The 21,108-nt window shown below is 46.5% G+C and carries 21 protein-coding genes; 4 read left to right on the forward strand and 17 right to left on the reverse strand.

All coding sequences use genetic code 11. The annotated features are described in order from the left end of the window. Window positions 1-508 precede the first annotated feature (508 nt). The 3 genes from pdeM to D2V93_RS16035 all read right to left on the reverse strand — a co-directional run bounded on the left by pdeM (window position 509) and on the right by D2V93_RS16035 (window position 8,158). Window positions 509-1,153 carry a ligase-associated DNA damage response endonuclease PdeM gene (gene pdeM / locus D2V93_RS16025; protein ID WP_245978265.1) on the reverse strand — a complete coding sequence of 215 codons (645 nt, stop codon included), beginning with the start codon at window positions 1,151-1,153 and terminating at the stop codon, window positions 509-511. Window positions 1,154-1,227: 74 nt separating this feature from the next. Then, a complete protein-coding gene (locus D2V93_RS18855; protein WP_245978267.1) occupies window positions 1,228-5,514 on the reverse strand; it encodes a T9SS type A sorting domain-containing protein in 4,287 nt (1,428 codons plus the stop codon). Between the two features lie 178 nt (window positions 5,515-5,692). Beyond that, entirely contained in the window at window positions 5,693-8,158 is a 2,466-nt protein-coding gene (locus D2V93_RS16035) for a ligase-associated DNA damage response DEXH box helicase (RefSeq protein WP_119620303.1), read from the reverse strand. Window positions 8,159-8,268: 110 nt separating this feature from the next. On the opposite strand from D2V93_RS16035, the gene D2V93_RS16040 reads away from it, so the two are divergent. Beyond that, window positions 8,269-8,697, forward strand: a complete 429-nt coding sequence (locus tag D2V93_RS16040) for a tellurite resistance TerB family protein (RefSeq protein ID WP_072880916.1) — start codon at window positions 8,269-8,271, stop codon at window positions 8,695-8,697. Here the strand turns inward: D2V93_RS16040 and fbp are convergent. Then, a complete protein-coding gene (gene fbp / locus D2V93_RS16045; protein ID WP_072880918.1) occupies window positions 8,694-9,701 on the reverse strand; it encodes a class 1 fructose-bisphosphatase in 1,008 nt (335 codons plus the stop codon). The genes D2V93_RS16040 and fbp overlap by 4 nt on opposite strands. A 110-nt stretch (window positions 9,702-9,811) precedes the next feature. On the opposite strand from fbp, the gene D2V93_RS16050 reads away from it, so the two are divergent. The 3 genes from D2V93_RS16050 to D2V93_RS16060 all read left to right on the forward strand — a co-directional run bounded on the left by D2V93_RS16050 (window position 9,812) and on the right by D2V93_RS16060 (window position 13,469). Next, window positions 9,812-10,294, forward strand: a complete 483-nt coding sequence (locus D2V93_RS16050; protein ID WP_072880920.1) for a GNAT family N-acetyltransferase — start codon at window positions 9,812-9,814, stop codon at window positions 10,292-10,294. A 26-nt stretch (window positions 10,295-10,320) separates the two neighbouring features. Then, entirely contained in the window at window positions 10,321-11,571 is a 1,251-nt protein-coding gene (locus tag D2V93_RS16055; protein WP_119620126.1) for an aspartate kinase, read from the forward strand. Window positions 11,572-11,651: 80 nt separating this feature from the next. Continuing rightward, window positions 11,652-13,469, forward strand: a complete 1,818-nt coding sequence (locus D2V93_RS16060) for a GNAT family N-acyltransferase (RefSeq protein ID WP_072880923.1) — start codon at window positions 11,652-11,654, stop codon at window positions 13,467-13,469. A gap of 4 nt (window positions 13,470-13,473) precedes the next feature. Here the strand turns inward: D2V93_RS16060 and D2V93_RS16065 are convergent, their stop codons facing one another. From D2V93_RS16065 to rsmA, 13 genes are all read right to left on the reverse strand, one after another. Further along, window positions 13,474-13,965: a GNAT family N-acetyltransferase gene (locus tag D2V93_RS16065; RefSeq protein WP_119620127.1), complete on the reverse strand. Its 492-nt coding sequence runs from the start codon at window positions 13,963-13,965 to the stop codon at window positions 13,474-13,476. Window positions 13,966-13,976: 11 nt separating this feature from the next. Next, window positions 13,977-14,465 carry a DUF6428 family protein gene (locus tag D2V93_RS16070; protein WP_119620128.1) on the reverse strand — a complete coding sequence of 163 codons (489 nt, stop codon included), beginning with the start codon at window positions 14,463-14,465 and terminating at the stop codon, window positions 13,977-13,979. Window positions 14,466-14,467: 2 nt separating this feature from the next. Next, window positions 14,468-14,791: an ArsR/SmtB family transcription factor gene (locus D2V93_RS16075; protein ID WP_072880929.1), complete on the reverse strand. Its 324-nt coding sequence runs from the start codon at window positions 14,789-14,791 to the stop codon at window positions 14,468-14,470. Between the two features lie 93 nt (window positions 14,792-14,884). Then, window positions 14,885-15,265, reverse strand: coding sequence for a TM2 domain-containing protein (locus D2V93_RS16080; RefSeq protein WP_072880931.1), 381 nt, complete (start codon window positions 15,263-15,265; stop codon window positions 14,885-14,887). 51 nt (window positions 15,266-15,316) lie between these two features. Then, window positions 15,317-15,703 (reverse strand): VOC family protein, encoded by a 387-nt coding sequence (locus tag D2V93_RS16085; RefSeq protein ID WP_119620129.1) that lies wholly within the window; start codon window positions 15,701-15,703, stop codon window positions 15,317-15,319. Next, window positions 15,700-16,158: a DUF1801 domain-containing protein gene (locus D2V93_RS16090; protein WP_119620130.1), complete on the reverse strand. Its 459-nt coding sequence runs from the start codon at window positions 16,156-16,158 to the stop codon at window positions 15,700-15,702. Before D2V93_RS16090 ends, D2V93_RS16085 begins: the two co-directional genes overlap by 4 nt. Before the next feature lie 7 nt (window positions 16,159-16,165). Continuing rightward, window positions 16,166-16,672 (reverse strand): DUF4199 domain-containing protein, encoded by a 507-nt coding sequence (locus D2V93_RS16095; protein ID WP_119620131.1) that lies wholly within the window; start codon window positions 16,670-16,672, stop codon window positions 16,166-16,168. 98 nt (window positions 16,673-16,770) lie between these two features. Then, on the reverse strand, window positions 16,771-17,187 hold the full coding sequence (locus D2V93_RS16100) for a response regulator transcription factor (RefSeq protein ID WP_119620132.1): 417 nt from the start codon (window positions 17,185-17,187) through the stop codon (window positions 16,771-16,773). Window positions 17,188-17,196: 9 nt separating this feature from the next. Further along, complete coding sequence (locus tag D2V93_RS16105) at window positions 17,197-18,129, reverse strand: 2-hydroxyacid dehydrogenase (protein WP_119620133.1); 933 nt, start codon at window positions 18,127-18,129, stop codon at window positions 17,197-17,199. Window positions 18,130-18,148: 19 nt separating this feature from the next. Then, window positions 18,149-18,514 carry a cupin domain-containing protein gene (locus D2V93_RS16110; protein ID WP_072880943.1) on the reverse strand — a complete coding sequence of 122 codons (366 nt, stop codon included), beginning with the start codon at window positions 18,512-18,514 and terminating at the stop codon, window positions 18,149-18,151. A 10-nt stretch (window positions 18,515-18,524) separates the two neighbouring features. After that, window positions 18,525-18,884, reverse strand: coding sequence for a nuclear transport factor 2 family protein (locus D2V93_RS16115; RefSeq protein ID WP_119620134.1), 360 nt, complete (start codon window positions 18,882-18,884; stop codon window positions 18,525-18,527). Between the two features lie 10 nt (window positions 18,885-18,894). Further along, window positions 18,895-20,250 (reverse strand): magnesium transporter, encoded by a 1,356-nt coding sequence (gene mgtE, locus D2V93_RS16120; protein WP_072880947.1) that lies wholly within the window; start codon window positions 20,248-20,250, stop codon window positions 18,895-18,897. Further along, window positions 20,237-21,097 (reverse strand): 16S rRNA (adenine(1518)-N(6)/adenine(1519)-N(6))-dimethyltransferase RsmA, encoded by an 861-nt coding sequence (rsmA, locus tag D2V93_RS16125; protein ID WP_119620135.1) that lies wholly within the window; start codon window positions 21,095-21,097, stop codon window positions 20,237-20,239. The genes mgtE and rsmA overlap by 14 nt, the downstream gene beginning before the upstream one ends. Between the last annotated feature and the right edge of the window lie 11 nt (window positions 21,098-21,108).

The following is a 21,108-nucleotide window of genomic DNA, read 5'->3' on the forward strand; positions in this document are numbered from 1 at the left end:
GGGTACCCTGAGCGGAGTCGAAGGGTACTTTACGACCAATCAGATGTATATTAAATGATTGGACACGAATGGCACAAATTATCCCGAATATTCTATTGTCATTCTGAGCGGAGCGAAGAATCTTATGTGTTTTTGGATTTCTCGTCGCTTTGCTCCATCGAAATGACAAAGCACCTCTGGGTCATTCTGAGCGGAGCGAAGAATCTCCACTTGAAGTTTACGGAAGGTTTTTAGTTCTATCTATTATGGGATGCTGAATCAAGTTCAGCATGACAAGAGTATGATTAGATTTCTCGTGACCTTGCTCCATCGAAATGACAGAGCACCTCTGGGTCATTCCGAGTCAAGCGAAGAATCTCCACTTGAAGTTTACGGAAGGTTTTTAATTCTATCTATTATGGGATGCTAAATCAAGTTCAGCATGACAAGAGTATGATTAGATTTCTCGTCGACTTGCTCCATCGAGATGACAAAGCACCACTGGGTCATTCTGAGCGGAGCGAAGAATCTAAACTCTAACAACGGTATCCTCCACAATGGCAAAAATCTCATCCTTTTTGGACGGTTTTAGGGTATAGGTTCCGGTAAATTCCCCAAATGCGGGCAACACCATTTGGTTTCCCGATTTGAAAAAGCAAGGAAGTCTCAAATGTTGACGACCAAAGCCCCGTAATCTCACGGCAGGGTGAATGTGTCCGCAAAAGGTGAACAGCCCTTCACGCATCTCGGGGTGATGGGTCAATAAAAAATCATCCATAATCAGTTCAGGAAAAATCTTAACGTCCAGTTTTTCAAACTTTTCCGGGGCGATGATGTCGTGGTTACCTGAAACCAAAATCATCTCAGCAGGGGTTTTGGCCACCCAGTTCTCGAACAATTCCCATTCCTTGTTCAAGGACGAATGGAAGAGGTCGCCCAAAAAGCAGATTTGAAAGGGTTGGAAATCGGACACGATCTTGTCCAATAGAACAAAATTCTTGTGTATCGCCTTTCGGGGAACTGCTGCTCCGAACTTTCGAAAATGGGATACTTTCCCTAAATGCACATCACTGATAAGCAAAAGGGATTTCTCTTCCCAAAAAAGTCCACCCAAAGGGTGGAGGGTAAAATTTTGTTGCCGGATGGAGATGTTCATAAGCTCCAAAGATACCATAGCTTAATCGGATTTGCCACAACAAAAAAGCCCCGACATAATTGCCGGGGCTATCTATTTGAAAAATAGTAAAACTATCCTTTTTTGACGACAGGTAAGATTTTTATCAGTCTGCCATTTGTGTACACTTTGATAAAATAAATACCTCTTCGGTATGATTCCATATCGACAAGGGCCGATTCTGTTCCAATTGGTACATCCAATTGGGAAACCGTCCTCCCGATGAAGTTGTAGACAACAATCTGGACATTTTCATCGATGGGGCAACCAAAAGATACATTTACCGAGCCTACGAATGGATTGGGATAGGCATTGGCCATGATTCGGCATCCATCCGACGAGGTATCACAAGAACCTAAAATGTCCCCGATGGCCAAGTGGTATTTAACCGCATATTGTGATACGCAGATTTCTCGACCGTTATGGCACATCGCCACTTTGGGATTTCTTGGATTATTGCCACAGCTTACGTCAATGACTTCCACGGTAATGGTCTCCATAGTGGAACAACCATTTTCGTCGGTTACGATGACTTCATAATCTGTGGTCTGTTCAGGGCAAACCGTGATGCTGTTTCCTGTTTCGCCTGTGCTCCAAACAATTTCATAGGTACCTGCTCCGCCTTCAACGGAAAGCACTTCCAAAGTGGTACAACTTTGAGGTTCGTAACCCAAATATACCGTAGCATCACCAGAAGTGGTCATTGTGATCATGTCAGGCTCCGTAATGGTCACTTCTGCCTCAAATTGCTGTAGAAGGGCATCACTCACCACCACGGTATACGAACCGGCCCTAAGACCAGATGCCGTTTGCGTGGTCTGTCTATCGCTCCAAACATAGGTATATGGGGCAACGCCACCACTTACGGCAACGGTTGCTGTTCCATCCGCTTCTCCAAAACAACTTACATCAGTTGATGAAATGGATTCAAAGGCAAAAGGTTTGAGCATCAATCGTACCGAAACGGGCAAGTGGTCCGATGTGGTACTTGCATAATCGTAATCATAGAATTCATAGTGCGATTGGGCCGAATGTTCAATGTATCTTGGCAATACTTCGTCGGTACCTGAAATGTGATCGATCATATCCTGTTCGAACACATAGGAACGGAAGCCGTTTTCACTGAGTGTTGCGGTGAACACACTGTAATTTGCAGCATCGTTCACGTAATTTTCATAGGAACTTACCGTGGTTGAAGTGATATCGGCAACGGTCACATCCACATCGTCATTATAATCGCCCAATAGGATGAGGTTCCGATCAGCGTAATACACATCCAAGCTATCTTTGAGCACTTCCACATCATACTTCCGCATATCGTAGCGCAACTGGGCATCACTGCTTCCGTTGGCACGGGCATGTAGGGCCACAAAATCATAGGTTTCGGTTTCCCCGTTGATGGTAATATCGGCTGTCATCAAGAAAGGCAATCTTCCACTGGCATAAAAACGATCCGGTTCGCTAGGGTAATCTGTCAAAGCTGAAGTGTCACCCCCGTTGTAATAGGGATGAATGGATTCCAACAAAACCTTGGTATCGGTGACGGTGACGGTCTCTGTATTGTAAATGAAGCCTACTTTTTGATGGACCCCTGGATCGTTGGGATAGGAGACCGCAGGTGAAAGCACATAATCGTAACCGGGCAGTTCGCTGACCATTTCCGCAAAAAGGGCATCATCGGCGATTTCTTCCACAGCCAATACATCAGGTTGTAATTCGGCTATTACCGCTTTTACACTGTCCTTTTGGATGGCATCAGAATCTGGGTCTCCCGCTGCAGGGGAATTGCCTTCATCGCCAAACCATTCTATGTTCCATGTGGCCACTTCCAATGTACTGGCCTTGTCCACTTCCACAGGAAGTGCTGGTGGCACATAGTCGCCTGCACAGGCAAGGTCGGTCCGGATCCTGGGCAATAATTGATATAATTCAAAATACTTTCCAACCACTCCAATGACCTCACCACAGGTTTCAGGTTGGGCAAGACCCACCAAGCTTTCCACATCGCCATCGATACGCAGTTCACCGGGACCACTAATATCACTCACCACATAGTTGGAATTCCCAAACAAAAGATCTCCGGGTTTTGGGAAGGTCACATCCACTATCCTGACCAATTCTGCTGGGTGCTGGTTCATTTCGGCCAAGGTGATGTCCGATGGAACAATCGGTTCGCTGGGGGTGCCGTTGGAAGTGACCTCGGTGACCGGACTGATCTGGATCTGTTCGTTGAAAGAGCTTCTAACACCGGTAATGGTAATGGAATCCCCAATCATGAACACTCCGTCTCCGTGAACTTGTTCATCAAAAACGGCAATGGCTCCTGTTTGGTCCTGAATGTAGGCAGAGCCTGCAAATTGGTCTGTAACGGTCAACACACCACTTATGGTCACCAATGTACCATCGCTTAAAGCACGTGCTTCGGCAATGGTAATGAGTTCTGGGTTTTCGTTGTTACCGCCTCCACCATAGGTGCCGATGGGGAACGGTAATCCGGCCGTGTCATTTGTGGTAGTATCGTCCAAGGCATCGGTACCACTATAGGTCCAATTGTCCAGCTCAAAGGTGACACCATCAGGACCTGTTCCATTTTTTCGATAGGCCCAGCCATCCACATAATCCCATGCCTGTCCTGTTCCATCCATATTGATATCCCCAAAAACATCAATTACTGCTCCTTCAAAAAAGAGCTCAATGGCATCATCGCCATTAATGGCGGCCGAAGATGAGGTATAGTCGGGTGCAAATCCAAAATAGCTTTCAAAACCAGTACTTTCACTGGCAATGTAGATAAAGGTACCTCCTGGAACACTTACGGCAGGAAAGGTAAATTCCTCTCCATCGGTACCTCCACCGTTATTGGCAGAACCGATTCCGTAAATACTTAAATCTGCAATATCATTTGAAACATAGAGTTCGATGGCCTTGGGTACACCTCCGGTCAAAGGGCCGTCCACAACCCCGGTAATGATGAGGTCCGGACCATAGGCACCTAAAGGAAACGGAGTGGCGGCCGTATCATTGGTAAGGGCACCATCCATGGCATCAATGCCACTAAAAATCCAATTGTCGATGACAAAAGTACTTCCATCAGGTCCGGTGTCGTCCTTACGATAGGCCCAACCGTCCACATAGTCCCATGCTTGGCCCGAACCATCCAGGTTGATGTCACCAAACACATCGATGACGGAACCATTGAGAAACAATTCAATGGCATCATCACCATTGATGGCCATGGACCCGGAGGTATAGTCGGGTGCAAACCCGAAGAAGCTTTCAAAACCTGAGGTTTCGGTGGCGACATATATGTGTGTGCCGGCAGTCACGGCATCGGCGGGAAAGGTAAATTCCTCCCCATCGGTGCCACCACCATTATTGGCTGAACCCAAACCATATACACTGAGATCGGCAATATCTTCCAAGGCATAAAGTTCCACTCCTTTGGGAACCCCTCCGGTCAAAGGACCATCATAAACCCCCGTAATGATTAGACCAGCCACAGTAGGTGTGCTGGAATCGGTGTGGGCATCGGCAGCAACCCCTGTGGAATACATCAAACTGGGATCATAGGACCAGATTCGGTAACCATAACTCGTGTTCTCCAATAAACCTTGGTGGTCAAATGTTGAGGCGTTTCCAACATAAATTACAGTGGCCCCATTGGGCAATGTATCCCCTTCTGAATAGGTTGTTTCATTCACTAAAGTTTCAGAAACAGTGCCACTTGCAATGGTAGCAACCACAACGGGATTGCTATCGGTATTTAAGTTCCAAGAAAGGGAAATGCTGGAAGTACCTGTTGATGTAGCCGTAAAATTGGAAACATTGTCCACTGTTGGGGTTACCACTCCACCAAAGGTGCCAATCGGGAATGGATTGGCGGCCGTGGCGTTTTGGGTTTCATTGTCCAGAGCATCCGTGCCACTGTAGGTCCAATTGTCCAACACAAAGGTGCTACCATCTGGCCCGGTCCCATTTTTACGGTAGACCCATCCATCCACATAGTCCCATGCTTGTCCGGTTCCATCTACGTTGATGTCGCCGAACACATCGATCACTGAACCGTTAAAGAAAAGTTCGATGGCGTCGTCACCATTGATATTGACGGCGGAATCCATGTAATTAGGAGCAAATCCGAAAAAATTGGTGAATTCCACATCTTCGGTAGCTATGTAAATAAAAGTCCCTGCGGTTGCCGCATCGGCGGGGAAGGTAAATTCCTCACCATCGGTACCACCACCGTTGTTGGCCGATCCCAAACCGTAGAGGCTGAGGTCAGCAATATCGTTCTGGACATAGAGTTCCACGGCCTTGGGAATGCCCCCGGTAAGGGGTCCGTCCACAATTCCGGTAATTTTCAAATCTTGGGCAGATGAGCCAAGAATAAAAGAAAAAAGAAATAAGAGAAAGTAAATTTTCTTCATAGTGTGAGGTTGTAAAGTGTTCAGAAAACTAAAATCTTAAAATTTTGACAAAATCAGATCACCGCTGAATTAAGAATTCGTTAAGGGGTGGTTTTTTCGATGAACTGCACCTTAATTATTTAGTTTGAAGAGATTTGACCATACGTTTGATGCGATCGGCCAGTTTTTCGTTGGACAACTTTTCCCGTAATCGATCCGTAATGATCGGAAAGGAAAAAGGAGTGGGTTTTGTGCACTGTTTCCATACAATTTCCTGTTGGGCGATCCGTTCCAAGGCCAACCGCAAACGGCCTTCCTCCAATTGGTGTTCAAAGGTTTCGGTATAGGCTTGTTGGTATAAAAGATTGTCATCCTCAAAATCCTTGAACACATCGAACAACAATTCGGAACTGCTTTGCAGGTGCTTCATTTTTATCCCTTTCTCTGGATAACCCGTGAATACCATCCCGCTGATAACAGCAATATCGCGGAATTTGCGCCGCGCCATCTCGTTGGAGTTCAAACTTTTTTGAAGGTCGGACAGCATATATTCCGAAGTGAAGAGGTCATTGTCCAAAATGCCCTGAATGTCGATTTTTTTATCCGATAGCAGCTCAAAACCATAATCGTTGAAGGCGAGGGAGCAGGTAATGGGGGTCAACAGACTAATGCGATAGGCCAACAGACTGCTCATGCCTTCATGGATGGCACGCCCTTCAAAAGGATAAAAAATATGATGGTAACCATCACTCGTCTTAAACGTTTCGATCAGAAATTGATGGGGTTGGGGCACCAAACTTTCTTCCCGTTGTTTGGCGAACATGGGGGCAAGGGATTGGATTTCTGCGGATTGTTCCTCTTGGGGCAATTCTGCCGTGTACAGTTCTTGGCGGAGCAGTTCCGACATTTTAGCGGAGAAGCTTAACCTGCCGCCCATCCAACTGGGGACTTTATTGGTACGTTTGGAGGAATTTCGGACGTGGGCCGACATGCCTTTTATCCGAATGAATTCCAGATTTCTGCCTGCAAAGGTGAAGACATCTCCCGGACTCAATTTAGAGATGAAATACTCCTCAATGGAACCGATGTATCCTCCCTTTTGGTAGCGCACATGAATGGTGGCATCGCCCACAATGGTCCCAATCTGGAATCGGTGCCTCATGGCAACCGCCCTGCTGTTCACGATGAATTTGCCGTCTTCTTCCACCTCTACTTTTTTGTACTCGTCATAACTCTTCAAGCTTTGGCTGCCCATCACCAAAAAATTGAGCAACCACTGCCATTGTTCCTTCGAGAGGGCCTGATAACAAAAGGTCTGTTTGACTTCCTGATAGATTTCATCGGGATAAAACCCATCGGACACTGCCAAGGTGGTCAGATATTGAATAAGTACATCAAAGCTGTTGAGGTAAGGAATACGATCTTCCACGGCATTGTGAACAACCGCTTTTTGCATGGCCGAAGCTTCGATGAGTTCCATGGCATGGGTGGGCAAAAAATAGATCACACTTTCTTTCCCGGGCCGGTGACCGCTTCGCCCAGCACGTTGCAGAAAACGAGCGACTCCTTTGGGTCCCCCGATCTGTACCACGGTTTCCACGGGGGCAAAATCCACACCAAGGTCCAAACTAGAAGTACACACAACGGCTCTTAGACTTTCATTACGGATGGCCTGTTCGACCCACAGTCGGGTTTCCTTGTTGATACTGCCATGGTGCATGGCCAGTTCCCCTGCATATTCCGGGTGTTGCTCCAAGATTTTTTGAAACCAGATTTCACATTGGCTTCGGGTGTTGGTAAAAAGCAGGGTGGTCTTACTTTGGTTGATGATGGGAATCACCTCTTCCAAAAGATGCAGGCCCAAATGTCCCCGCCAAGGAAAGGTTTCCATTTCCTTGGGAATGATGCTCTTGACCGTGATTTTCTTGTTCATCTCTGCCTTGATCAAAACTGAGTTTTCCAGTTCTTTGGAGGTGGGCCCCAAAAGTACTTCCCTTGCCTGTTCCAGATTACCGATGGTGGCCGAAATGCCCCAAATGCGAAGGTTTTTGCAAACGGTTTTCAGGCGGGATAGGCCCAATTCCATTTGAACGCCCCGTTTGGTGCCCAAAAGTTCGTGCCATTCGTCCACCACAATGGCGATGCAATCCTTAAAAAGTTTTGCGTAGCCTTTGGAAGACAACAGCAGATGCAGACTTTCGGGAGTGGTGATCAAAAGATCGGGCATGGCAGTTCTTTGCTTTGATCTTTCTTTGTTCGAAGTATCCCCGGTGCGGATGCCCACGCTCATTTGGGTGCCCAAATCTTGGGTGATCCGTTCCGCAGATTGTTTGATCTCTTGGGAAAGGGCACGGAGCGGTGTGATCCATACTGCTTTTAGACCCTTTTTGTGTTTTGTTCTGTAATCCGGATGGTTTTGGATGTAGTTCAACACAATGGGAAACCACAGCGCATAGGTCTTTCCGCTTCCAGTAGGGGCGTTCAAAAGGCCATGTTTCCCATCCATGAAAGCAATCCAAGTCTGTTTTTGGAAAGGAAAAGGCTTCCAACTTTGTTGATGGAACCAATTTTCGGCAATATGGAACAATTCAGGATCTTTCAGGGGATGGGTGTTCAACGTTGTACTTGGATTGAAAATTACGAATTTCTTTTATGGGGATTTGCCCTCCTTTTTTGCGATAAGATTTATATTTGTGCCACAAAATTTGAGATATGCCCATTTTAGACCTTTACGAGCACGGCGACCATAGAAAAAACCTGGCCCATTTTGCCACTTTGGCCAGTTTGGCATCCATAGATGGAGAGATCAATTCCGAAGAACGGGCAATCTTGGAAAAGTTTGCCTTCAAACTTGACATTACCGAGGCTGAGTTCAAGGAGGTCATGAAGAAAGAGAACAAATATCCCATTGAGACCCCGCACAGTGGCGAGAAAAGGTATCAGCGTTTATACGATTTTTTCCAAATCATCTTCTCGGACCATGATATTGACGATCAGGAGCGTAGGATGGTTGAAAAATATGCCATTGGTCTTGGGTTCTCACCAAAAAAGGCCTCCCACATCATCGATAAATCCATTGCCATCTTCAAGGGTAAGATTGACTTTGAGGACTACCACGAAATTGTCAAAAGGGAAGATTAAGAGTTGGACATAAATTCCTCGGCCTTCTCCACCATTTTTTTACTTCCGCAGAAAAAGGGGACCCTTTCATGTAGCTCAGTGGGCTGAATGTCCAATATACGCCTGAACCCATCGCTCGCTTTGCCATGGGCCTGTTCTGCCAAAAAGGCCATGGGATTGCACTCGTACAGCAAACGAAGTTTACCATTTTGTGATTTGCTGCTCTTTGGGTAGATGTAGATGCCTCCTTTGATCATGTTACGGTGAAAATCCGACACCAGCGATCCAATATATCGGGAGGTATAGGGTCGGTCACCTTCCTCCATCTGGCAATATTTGATGTAGTCTTTCACCCCTTGCGGAAAATGGATATAGTTCCCTTCGTTCACCGAATAGATCTGGCCTGTTTCAGGGAACTGCATATTGGGGTGTGACAGATAAAAAGTCCCCAGGGCAGGGTTCAGCGTAAAGCCGTTCACCCCGTGTCCGGTGGTATAGACCAACATGGTGGACGTTCCATAAATGATATAGCCTGCTGCAATCTGATTTTTTCCAGGTTGCAAAAAATCTTCAAGGGTCACCGGGGTACCTACCGGGGTAACCCTTCGGTAAATGGAAAAAATGGTCCCCACGGACACGTTTACGTCGATATTTGAGGAGCCATCCAAAGGATCAATCAGCACTACATATTTGTTTTGGTGCTGTTTGTCAAAACTGTTGATACTGATAAAATCATCCTCTTCCTCGGAAGCTATTCCACATACGATTTCCCGGTTCTTCAAGGTCTGTATGAACTTTTCATTGGCCAGGACATCCAATTTTTGTTGGTTCTCGCCCTGAATGTTGGTGTCCCCGGCCGCACCGATGATGTCCACAAGACCTGCTTTGTTCACTTCATGGTTCACCACCTTGGCGGCCAAGCGGATGCCGTTCAGCAATCGGGAAAGCTCCCCGGAGGTGTATCGAAATGAATTTTGGTTGGCGATGATGAACTCGCCCAAGGTGCGGTGCTGTTTTTCAAACATGGAAGGTTGTTTTATTTGTGGACAAATATCGTGCATTTTGTGAAACTACAACGATTTCGCTGACGTCAATTTTTGTAATTTTATAACTTTGAGTTTTATTTGTAACAATTATGGAATACGCTATCAGAGATGCCAGACCCGATGACATGGAACAAGTATTGGCCCTTGTCCAGGAACTGGCCCATTTTGAAAAGGAACCCAATGCAGTTGAAATCACCAAAGAGGATTTGGTGAAAGATGGTTTTGGGGAAACCAAGTTGTTCCATTGCTTTGTGGCCGAGACAGATGAGGGCATTGCCGGAATAGCCCTGGTATATCCCCGTTATTCCACATGGAAGGGCCCTGCCATCCATTTGGAGGATTTGATCGTCTCCAAAAATATGAGAGGAAGCGGTCTGGGGACTGCCTTGCTGGATCAGGTGGTTCGGTATGGCCATGGCTTGGGTGTAAAGCGGATATGCTGGGAGGTCTTGGACTGGAACGAGCCGGCCATTGAATTTTATGAGAAAAAAGGGGCCAATGTGCTGCGGGATTGGGATGTGGTACAGTTGGACGAGAACGGAATCAAAAAATATATGGAAAGTCTGAACTGAACTTTCCCAAAAGCAACATACGGTAAATGAGAGTTTTTAAGTTTGGAGGGGCCTCTGTGAAGGATGCTGAAGGAGTACAGAATGTAGTGAATGTGTTGAAGGAGGTGGGCTACCAGGATACTTTGGTGGTGATTTCTGCCATGGGAAAGACCACCAACGCCATGGAAAAGGTGGTAGAGGCTTATTTTAATGACAAGAACGGACTTTCTGCCGCCATTCAGGAAGTGATCGAGTATCACAATGGGATATTGTCCGACTTGTTCAAAAATCCCAAACATCCCATCCACGAAAGGGTAAAACTGCTTTTTGAAGAAGTGAAGGGATTTCTGGCCTGGAACAAGTCTCCTAAATACGGATTTGTATATGACCAAGTAGTGGGGTATGGAGAACTGTTCTCCACTACTATCATGAGTGCCTATCTGAACGAAGTGGGCCTTTCCAACACTTGGTTGGATGTACGGAGCATGATAAAGACGGACAACAATTACCGGGATGCCCAGATCAATTGGGAACGGACCCAAACCGAGGTGTCGGCCAGGGTGGACATGTCCAAATTGAATATCACCCAGGGCTTTTTGGGCAGCGACGACAACAATTTTACCACAACTTTGGGCAGGGAGGGATCGGATTATACCGCCGCCATTTTGGCCTATTGCCTCAATGCGGAATCCGTGACCATCTGGAAAGATGTGCCAGGGGTCCTGAATGCCGATCCAAGGAATTTTCAGGAGACTACGCTTTTGGACCTGATCTCTTATAGAGAAGCCATAGAGTTGGCTTTTTACGGTGCCTCGGTAATCCACCCCAAAACGTTACAGCCCTTGCAAAGAAAGGAAATCCCACTTCACGTGAAATCGTTCATCAACCCAAAGGACAAGGGAACCACAGTGGGCAAGGGAGTTGGGATCGTTCCAAAAGTTCCCTGTTTCATCGTCAAAAAGAACCAAGTCCTGCTCAAGCTCTCCACCTTGGATTTTTCCTTTATTGTGGAGGACAATATCAGCGAAATATTCAAGTTGTTCCACGACCATAGGCTGAAAGTGGACATGATCCAGAATTCGGCCATCAGCTTTTCGGTTTGTCTGGACAATAAGTTCAATGGACTCAACCCCATGTTGGAAGAATTGAAGAGAAAGTTCAAAGTGGTCTGCCACGAAGATGTATCGCTGTATACCATCCGTCATTTTGATGACGAAGCGGTGAAATCCCTTCAAAACGGAAAATCCGTACTCGTGGAGCAACGGGGCAAGGAAACGGTTCAACTTGTTGTAAAATAAGTACTTCGGTATATATACAGGGCCTAAAAAGACAATGGCCGTAATTTTCTATCTTTACCCCTACCTAAATACAAATGTGCATGGGGTTGGTTACTGCGAAAGAAGTGGCAAAGGTGGTCCATCTGGACAAATATGGCTTTTTGGGAACTTTTGTTGGGTGGCTTTTGATGGTTGCCACCAAGATCACCACCATAAACCGGTTTTATAACAAGAACAAGGAACTTTCGGGGCCAGAATTTCTGGATGCCATTCTTGAGCATTATGAAATCGATTTTGAGATTCCTGAAGAGGATTTGAAGAGACTCCCCAAATCCGGGCCCTACATCACCATAAGCAATCATCCCCTTGGGGGAATAGACGGGGTGCTGCTCCTGAAGCTATTGTCGAATGAACGTCCTGATTTTAAGATCATTGCTAATTTTCTGTTGCATAGGATCGAACCTCTGAAACCCTACATCATGCCCGTAAACCCTTTTGAGAGCCATAAAGATGCCAAGAGCAGCATTACAGGGTTCAAAAGTGCACTCAACCATTTGAGGGAAGGCCATCCACTGGGGATTTTCCCGGCAGGGGAGGTGTCCACCTACAAGGATGGAAAGTTAGTGGTGGACAAACCATGGGAGGAAGCGGCCATCAAACTGATCCGAAAGGCGGAAGTGCCCGTGGTACCCATCTATTTTCATGCGAGGAACAGTCGACTTTTTTATGCGCTTTCCAAAATGAACGATGTGTTCCGAACGGCCAAACTGCCGTCGGAGCTGACCTCACAGCGAATGCGGCCCATAAAGGTGCGGATCGGCCAGCCCATATCGGTGGCCACCCAGAACGAGGAGGAGACTTTGGAGTCCTTCACCGAATTGCTCAGAAAAAAAACCTACCTGTTGGCCAATGCCTTTGAAAAGGAACGGCTGATCGACAAGGTCCCGACCTCTTTGAAAATCCCGAAACCGCCCCAAAAAATCGCAACGCCCATCAATGCGAAGGTGCTTGCTGAAGAAATAGAACGATTGCGCGAAAAGGATTGCCGTGTGCTCCAGAGCAAAAATTATGAAGTGTTCCTAGCCAAGCAAGAAGATATGCCCTTTTGCCTGAACGAAATCGGAAGGCAACGGGAAGTGACCTTCCGTGAAGTGGGAGAGGGGACCAACAATGCCATCGACCTGGACAAGTTCGATTCCTATTACCATCATCTTTTCCTTTGGGACGATGATGAAAAGGCCATTGTTGGGGCCTATAGGATGGGGTTGGGGTCCGATATTTTTGAAAAGTATGGCATAGACGGGTTCTATCTCCAAGACCTTTTCCGGTTTGAACCGGAACTTTATGGAATGATGGCCAAGTCCATTGAAATGGGAAGGGCCTACATCATCAAGGAATACCAACAAAAGCCCATGCCATTGTTCTTGCTCTGGAAGGGCATCGTGCATACTACATTGAGACATCCGGAGCATAAATACCTCATTGGAGGGGTGAGTATCAGCAACCAGTTCTCCAATTTTTCAAAATCCCTGATGATCGAGTTCATGAAATCGAATTACTGGGATCCTTACGTGGCACAGTACATCCGCCCTAAAAAGGAGTTCAAGGTAAAACTCAAGGATGCTGACAAGGAATTTGTTTTTGATGAGACCCAGGCAGACCTGAACAAGTTTGACAAGCTCATCAACGAGGTGGAGCCCGGGAATCTAAGATTGCCTGTATTGATCAAAAAGTACATCAAGCAGAATGCAAAAGTAGTGGCTTTTAATGTGGACCCTCTCTTCAACAATTCTGTGGACGGGCTTATGTACATTAAGATTGCCGATTTGCCCGAAAGTACAGTGAAACCTGTTATGGAAGAGTTTCAGGCCGAGTTGGAGCGAAAGATGGCCGAAGGCAATGGGCCTGTGGCCAGCTAAACGATCAGTCCATCCCTACGGTGCTGCTACGCCTTTCGAACAAAAGATTGTCTTTCCAGGCTCCGTGAATTTTGCCTATGCGCTCGCGCTTGCCAATATATCGAAAGCCCATCTTTTCATGGAGTTTGATGCTACCCGTATTTTCGGGAAAAACACCGGACTGTAGGGTCCAAAAACCTGCTTTTTCACTTTCCTCGATCAAGCGTTCCATCAGCAATTGACCTATTCCCTTGCCTCGGCTCTGGGTGGAAATATAGATGCTGACCTCGCCGACACCGCCATAAACGCAACGGCTGGATACCGGCGATAGGGCTGCCCAACCCAAAAGGATGCCATTATCCTCGGCAACCAATCTGGAATGCTCGGTGTGGGAGCTGTCCCATTGCCCATAATCAGGGGCACTGGTCTCAAATGTGGCGAATCCGGTAGCTATTCCCTCGGAATAGATGTTGGAAACCTGTTCCCAATCTGAGGCGGTCATTTGTCGGATTATCATAGCACGTTAGATTAACAGCAACCTGATCCAGGGGTACAGCACGCCTTTTCCTCGACAGGATCTTGGACAACCACGCCGCAGGTCTCCTTGGCCTTGCAATCCGTTTTTTCAATGGATAGCTTCAAGACAAGCGCCTTGTTGTCCAGTACGTAATCGCTCACAAAAAGCTGGGCGGTATGGAATTCAGGATTGCTATATTCAAATTTGACCTCCGCGTCTTGGACTATGGGTTTGATACGGTCCACCTTGTTCAGGATGCCCAACGCTTTATAGGCGGACATTAACTCGGTTTTGTCCTTTTCCTTTGGACTTTCCCAAAGTTGGACAATGGTCTCTTTCCAAAAATCGGTATTGGCACCACAGTCAACAGCGTCAATGGTAATGTTCTTCACTTCGGTAATGTGGTAGTTGGCCCCTACGAACCAATCAGGTGCATATTCAAAGAGCAAACTTTTGTCTTGGTGTTGTTTTAAAAGGGATAGGAATTCAGATGTTTTCATGGTTAACAGCAATTACGGTTAATATTGGAAAAGAACAGATGGAAGGACTGTTGCAGTTCTTCCCAACGTTCTTGGTTGATGCAGTAGCAAAGGTTTTTTCCTTCGAAGGTGCCTTTGAGGAGGCCTATTTTCTTGATTTCGTTCAAGTGTTGGGATATGGTGGGTTGGGAAAGGCCAATGACATCCACAAGGTCGTTGCAGATGCAGTTGTCCTGTTTGCTGATGTACTCCAAAATGGCAACCCTGGCAGGGTGTGCCATGACCTTGGCAATTTTTGCCAGCTCATTGTGGGTTGCGGAAAACATATAGGTTTTGGAGGCTCCCATATTCTTACCAGATTAAATGAAATTTAATATTGCAATATTACGATGATATATTGAAATAAAAAAGCCGAATGGAAAATATCCGGCTTTTTTGTATTAGAACCAAGGTTTTTTGCCCACTTGATATGTATTATAAAACTCTTCATCAGATTTGGTCAGGTAAATGATACCTTCAATCAAACCAATAAGTGGCGGAATCCATACCAAAAAAGCGCCAATTACAAGACATACAAGTAGGTAAGACAGCAATGTGATGCCTAGTAGGATGAAACCTTCCTTGTTATAGCCCAGGATGAATTTGTGTACACCTAATGAGCCTACGACAATGGCTAAAATGCCTGCTAGAATCTTTTTATTGTCACCACCAGCGCCTTGAAGACCTTCTTTGAATTCGTTGGCGGTTTTTTTGGCACCTTCAGTAAAATCTTTGGCAGCTTCTTCTGCTTTGTCTCCTAAGTCTTTTTTTTCTTCGGACATTGTTTTAATGTGTTGGTTAATGAAAGTTAAATGTAGGAAATAAATCAATATCTACAGAAATGCTTTATCAACAGGTTCCCAAAGTTCGAGTTTGTTGCCCTCGGGATCCATGATCCAACCAAATTTTCCATACTCATATTCTTCAATTTCACCGATGACCTGAACCCCTTCCTTTTTAAGAATCTCCAGTAGCTCCACAAGGTTTTCCACCCGAAAGTTCATCATAAACTGTTTTTCGCTGGGCTTGAAATGGGACGATTTTTCGTCCATAGGACTCCATTGCGTCATGCAGTCCTTGCCCTCTTGGTCCTTCCACCAAAAGGAGCAGCCGTATGGGTCCGTGTTGAGCCCCAGATGAGCCTTGTACCATTCCTTGATCTTGTCCGGGTCCTTGGTCTTAAAGAAAAAACCGCCCAATCCTGTTACTCTGTTTTTCATGATTTTTTGATGTTTTGTTCATAGATCTTGATCCATTCCTGCGGGGTCATCTTTTGGCACAGTTCTCCAATGAGTTTATAGGGAATGTTCTGGATGTTCTTGAAACGGATACAGCTTTTGCCCATATCCAGTTTGGTGCTCACATGTTTGGGGTATTCATTTACGAACCAATCGTGAATTTCTTTATCGGCATAGATGGCCGTATGGTACAGCGCCACGAAATTTTTCTGTGAGGCAATGTTGGCAAAGGGTAGGGGAAGTTTTGGGTCGCAATGGTAGCCGTCCGGATAAAGGGAGTGGGGCACCACAAAACCGATCATCCCATAATTGATACATTCCTCAAAGCCCTTGGGGAGGTTGTTTTTTAAGGTTTCCCGCAATTTTGAAATGGCCTCTTTGCGCTCTTCGGGCACTTTGCTGATGTATTCTTCCGGTGTTTTGGCATCTATGGTCATATTGGAGTTATTTTCGGTATAATAGCAAAGATGAAAGCAGACTGATGATAAACCCTATGATGAAAACCGTTAGGGCCATGAAGGTGAAGGACATCAGAGGGTTGGAAAATTGCTTGCGTTCTGCTTCCAGTCGTTCCAGTTGCGCTTCCAGTTGGTCCGCAGGGAATGACGCCCTCAAGCTCTCCGCGGCATTTTCATAGTATTCGGCCATGAAATCAGGATTCAACACCTCGGTGTAAAAGACATCCAAAAGCCCAAAGACAAGGGCGGTGATGAGGCTGATCAGCATACCAATGATCAATGCATCCTTGAAACGTACCTTGCCCATGTTTTCCTTGTCCCTATAGTGTTTGATCCCGAAATAGACAAAACTAAGGGAGAGGATAATGGACACATAGCCCAATACCTCCTGTAATGACAAAGAGAGGTCGTCCAAGACAAACCAACTGATCAGAAAGAGGACACAAATGGTGATGGCACCATAGGCTCCAAACTTAACTACTGTTTTTTTCATGGTTTTTAGTTTAAATGGTTGGACCAAAAGTAGCGGTGCGGTACAGTTGAGGACTCATACTAAAGTACCAAAATCGGGGAAAATTCCTTTGAAAAAGTCTAGATGGACAATATTTGCAGGTCTTTTGCCCTTTGTATGGCCTGGGTTCTCCGTTTGGCATCGAGCTTTACAAGGAGGTTGGAAACGTGGGTCTTGATGGTGCTTTCGGAAACAAAAAGGGTGTTCGCGATTTCCCTGTTGGACAATCCCTTGGAAATATGAACCAGTACCTCATACTCCCTTTTGCTTATGCCGAGCTGTTCCACTTTTTTTAGGTCGATGGAACCACTTGGTTCTGCGGATGGACGAATGGTCTTTCTGTTGATGTATATCCCGACGAAGAAAAAAACAAGGGCTATTCCGGAAATGATGATCTCAATGGAAGCATCCCCTGAAAGGTAGGCATAAGAACTCAACTTGAAGAGTGCCAACAAGGCAATGATCAATGCGGAGAAAACAAAAATGGTTTTTTTCACCCCATAAAATTAGCAAAATTTGGTCTTGATCTTGTCCACTATGGTCTGTGCCAATTTTTCCTTGCTTTCCACGGTCCATCCGGCCACATGGGGGGTCAGTAGCACGTTCTTTGCCTTTCGGAGGTATTTGAAGGCTTTGGGTTTTTGGACGAACATGTTCTCAAAGGATTTTTTCTCATACTCCAGTACATCCAGGCCAGCGCCCAATATCTTTCCTGATTTTAACGCCGTGACAAGGTCCTCGGTCACCACACATTTGCCCCGTGCGGTGTTCAACAGCCAAAATGGTTTGTGAAACCCATTGATGAACTCGGAATTCACCATGCCTTGGGTAAGTTCCGTTTGGGGTACGTGCAGGCTCACCACATCGGATTTTTGTTGGAACTCCATGATTCCCACCTGGCGGGCATTGTCGTCGTCCACTCCGCCCACGATGTCATAACAGATCACTTCTACATCGAAACCTCTCAGTTTTTTTGCAAACGCCTTTCCCATGTTTCCATACCCGATGATTCCCACAGTCTTGCCGTCCAGTTCCACGCCGCGGTTGCCCTCACGGTCCCATTTGCCTTTTTTCACCTCGCGGTTGGCCTTGCACATATGGTTCATCAGGGAGAGGAGCATGCCCAAAGCGTGTTCGCCAACGGCGTTGCGGTTGCCCTCGGGCGCCGAGGCTAGAAATATGCCTCTGTGCTTTGCATATCGGATATCGATGTTTTCCAATCCGGCCCCGACCCTGCCAATGAACTTCAGGTTGGTGGCCTTTTCCAAAAATTGCTGGTCTAGTGTGAACCGGCTCCTGATGATCACACCATCGTATAAGTGGATTTTTTTCTCCACTTCTTCTTTGGTAGAGGTATAGTCTTCGTGGTTTTCAAATCCCAATTGGGCAAATTGCTCCAAGAGCAATGGATGGTTGGTGTCAACGTGGAGAACTTTCATGGGGTCAAAGATACGATTCCTAGATTTTTGGATAGTGGGTCTGGGTTTTTTCGTGTTGGACCTTGCCGGTATGCGAAGTGGACAGTTTTTCAAAGAGCAGCACATGCACCTCTTCACCGTTCTTGGTCATCGGGTTGTGCTCCACCCCTTTGGGCACTACAATGATCTCACCTTCGCGAACCACTTCGGTCCTGTCCCTAAATTGCATATAGAGGGTCCCTTTGATCACTTGGAACAGCTCGTCCTCGTTTTCGTGGGAATGCCAGACAAATTCGCCCTGCAGCTTGGCAAGCAACACTTGCATATCGTCCACAACGGCTATTTGGTGCGGGTGCCATTGCTTCGTGAATTCGGCATGTTTTTCTTTTAGGTTGATGGGTTTCATATTATAAAGATTAATGGGTAGGTATAGGTAGATTGTGCATTTTTAAGAATGAAAACTTATCCCAGTAGCCTCGTTGGAATTTGATTTTCCCATCCACAACATGAAAGAAACCGCACCCCCTGAGGCCCAAAGGGTCTTTCCACTCCAAAATGGCCCATTCGCCATCTTCGAATATATTTTCTATGATACAGACCATATCCGCGGCCGCGAATTCATTCTTGAACATTTCAAGGATGGCGTCTTTTCCTTCTATGGGGTCGTTGGCCACTTGATGGTTTATGGCATCAACATGGTACAGCTCTGCCAAAGCCTCGGCATTGGCCGTATTAAAAATTTTCACCCACTGTGTTATCAATTCCCTTGGCGTCATTCGTACTTTTTTATATCCCCAAGATCAGTTTGGCGATGGAGAAATAGATCAAGATTCCAAAAATATCATTGCTCGTAGTGATGAATGGTCCCGTGGCAATGGCAGGGTCAATACCACGCCTGTCCAAGAATACAGGGATAAAGGTCCCGATGAGGGCCGCGATGATGATCACCAGAATAACGGCGATCCCAATGGTAATGGAGACCACGTAAGGGGTGTTAAACAAAAAGTGACTGACCAATAGCACCACTGCAGCAATGGCAATGCCGTTGATGAGCCCAATGGCGAATTCTTTCAAAAGCCGTTTCATGACCTCCCCTTTGACGGTATCGTTGGCCAATCCCTGTACCATAATGGCCGAAGATTGCACCCCAACGTTACCTGCCGTTGCCTGGATGAGGGGCACGAAAATGAGCAATATGGGGAAGTCTCCCATCAAAGGTTGGAAACTGTTGATGATGCTTGCTGCACCGATGCCCCCGAACATGCCTATGAGCAACCAGGGCAGACGTGCACGGGTGATTTCCCAGATGCTGTCATCGGCCTCCACTTCCCGGGAGATACCTGCGGCCATTTGATAATCCTTATCGGCCTCTTCCCGGATCACGTCCACAATGTCATCAATGGTGATGCGCCCCACCAGTCTCCCTATCTCGTCCACCACGGGAATGGCCTCCAAGTCGTACTTGGACATGATCTTGGCAACTTCTTCTGCCTTTTCGTTCACATTTACCGAATCCACTTTAGGAATGTAGACATCTTTGATATTGGTCTTTGTAGAAGTGGTGAGGAGATCTTTTAAGGAGAGTCTTCCCTTGAGTATTCCATCATCATCCACCACATAGATGGAGTGGACCCTGGTCACATTTTCGGCTTGGGCACGCATTTCTTTCACACAGGTGAGCACGTTCCAGTTTTCGTTCACCTTCACGAGCTCTTTGGCCATCAATCCCCCCGCGGTGTCTTCATCATAGCGCAACAGGTCCACAATGTGCCTGGCATGCTCCCTGTCCTCGATTTCGGAAATGACCTCTTGGATGATTTCCTTCGGAAGTTCGTTGATGATGTCCACAGCATCATCGGTATCCAGTTCCTCCAACTCGCTGGCAATCTCCTTTGCGGTAAGATTGCCCAATACAGCCTCCCGGATGTCCTCGTGCATTTCGGCAAGGATATCGGAGGTTTTTTCACTGTCCAACAGTTTGATCAGATAGGTGGCCTCGTCCACATCCAGTTCATCGGCAATCTCTGCGATGTCGGCATAGTGGAATTCCTGCATCATCGACTGGAGCTCGGTGTTCTTCTGCTCCGCGATCAATAGCTGGATCTCTTCTAAAAGCTCGTCTGTAAGTTTAAACGGGGTCATCGGCTATCTTTTGGGTCAACGTTACAAAATCTGCCACACTGAGCTGTTCTGGGCGTTGGTCAAAGATAGTATCTTCTTTGAGATTATCAGAGAGTCCGAAGGTTTTAAGACTGTTGCGGATGGTCTTCCGTCTTTGGTTGAAGGCCGTTTTCACCACTTTGAAAAAAAGACGTTCGTCACAGGCCAATTTTTGTTTATCCCTTCGGATGAGTCGCAAGACACCGGAATCCACCTTTGGTGGCGGGTCAAAAACGGTAGGTGGCACGGTGAAGAGGTATTCGGCCTCGTAGAAGGCCTGGACTAGTACGGACAGGATGCCATAGGTCTTGCTCCCCGGTTTTTCACAGATACGTTGGGCCACTTCTTTTTGGAACATGCCTGAAAATTCCGGGATCTGTTCCCGCATCTCCAGCATTTTGAAAACTATCTGGCTGGAAATGTTGTAGGGGAAATTGCCCGTGATGGCAAACGGCTCCTCACCATAGAGCTCGGTCAGGTCGAATTTTAAAAAATCGGCCTCGATGACGTTCAACCGATTGTTTTTTTGGAGGATTTCCGAATGTTCCAAGGGAAAACTGTGGTTCAGGTACACAATGGATTCCGCATCGAGGTCCATGGCCACGAGGTCCAAGTCTCGTTTGAGCAGATGTTTGGTGAGCACGCCCATTCCGGGGCCGATCTCCAGCACGTTTTTGTACCCTTTTAGGGTAAGGGTTCCTGCTATTTGTTCGGCAATGGTCTCATCCTTGAGGAAATGTTGTCCCAAATGCTTCTTGGCCCGAACGGCACCTTCTTCCTGTTTTTTGGCTCCGCCTTGGGCAGACCATTTTTTCTTCTTTTTGGACACGGCCGGTTTTT

This window comes from Flagellimonas taeanensis (assembly GCF_003584105.1).
GTDB lineage: Bacteria > Bacteroidota > Bacteroidia > Flavobacteriales > Flavobacteriaceae > Flagellimonas > Flagellimonas taeanensis.

What these genes read in the sequence shown, in the direction of transcription:
- D2V93_RS16105 (WP_119620133.1), bottom strand. Translation starts at nt 18,129, where the DNA reads ATGAAAGTTCTCCACGTTGACACCAACCATCCATTGCTCTTGGAGCAA.
- D2V93_RS16085 (WP_119620129.1), bottom strand. Translation starts at nt 15,703, where the DNA reads ATGAAAAACAGAGTAACAGGATTGGGCGGTTTTTTCTTTAAGACCAAG.
- D2V93_RS16040 (WP_072880916.1), top strand. Translation starts at nt 8,269, where the DNA reads ATGCCCATTTTAGACCTTTACGAGCACGGCGACCATAGAAAAAACCTG.
- D2V93_RS16115 (WP_119620134.1), bottom strand. Translation starts at nt 18,884, where the DNA reads ATGACGCCAAGGGAATTGATAACACAGTGGGTGAAAATTTTTAATACG.
- D2V93_RS16055 (WP_119620126.1), top strand. Translation starts at nt 10,321, where the DNA reads ATGAGAGTTTTTAAGTTTGGAGGGGCCTCTGTGAAGGATGCTGAAGGA.
- D2V93_RS16065 (WP_119620127.1), bottom strand. Translation starts at nt 13,965, where the DNA reads ATGATAATCCGACAAATGACCGCCTCAGATTGGGAACAGGTTTCCAAC.
- mgtE (WP_072880947.1), bottom strand. Translation starts at nt 20,250, where the DNA reads ATGACCCCGTTTAAACTTACAGACGAGCTTTTAGAAGAGATCCAGCTA.
- D2V93_RS16075 (WP_072880929.1), bottom strand. Translation starts at nt 14,791, where the DNA reads ATGGGAGCCTCCAAAACCTATATGTTTTCCGCAACCCACAATGAGCTG.
- fbp (WP_072880918.1), bottom strand. Translation starts at nt 9,701, where the DNA reads ATGTTTGAAAAACAGCACCGCACCTTGGGCGAGTTCATCATCGCCAAC.
- D2V93_RS16050 (WP_072880920.1), top strand. Translation starts at nt 9,812, where the DNA reads ATGGAATACGCTATCAGAGATGCCAGACCCGATGACATGGAACAAGTA.
- D2V93_RS16090 (WP_119620130.1), bottom strand. Translation starts at nt 16,158, where the DNA reads ATGACCATAGATGCCAAAACACCGGAAGAATACATCAGCAAAGTGCCC.
- D2V93_RS16060 (WP_072880923.1), top strand. Translation starts at nt 11,652, where the DNA reads ATGGGGTTGGTTACTGCGAAAGAAGTGGCAAAGGTGGTCCATCTGGAC.
- D2V93_RS16070 (WP_119620128.1), bottom strand. Translation starts at nt 14,465, where the DNA reads ATGAAAACATCTGAATTCCTATCCCTTTTAAAACAACACCAAGACAAA.
- D2V93_RS16080 (WP_072880931.1), bottom strand. Translation starts at nt 15,265, where the DNA reads ATGTCCGAAGAAAAAAAAGACTTAGGAGACAAAGCAGAAGAAGCTGCC.
- D2V93_RS16110 (WP_072880943.1), bottom strand. Translation starts at nt 18,514, where the DNA reads ATGAAACCCATCAACCTAAAAGAAAAACATGCCGAATTCACGAAGCAA.
- D2V93_RS16095 (WP_119620131.1), bottom strand. Translation starts at nt 16,672, where the DNA reads ATGAAAAAAACAGTAGTTAAGTTTGGAGCCTATGGTGCCATCACCATT.
- pdeM (WP_245978265.1), bottom strand. Translation starts at nt 1,153, where the DNA reads ATGGTATCTTTGGAGCTTATGAACATCTCCATCCGGCAACAAAATTTT.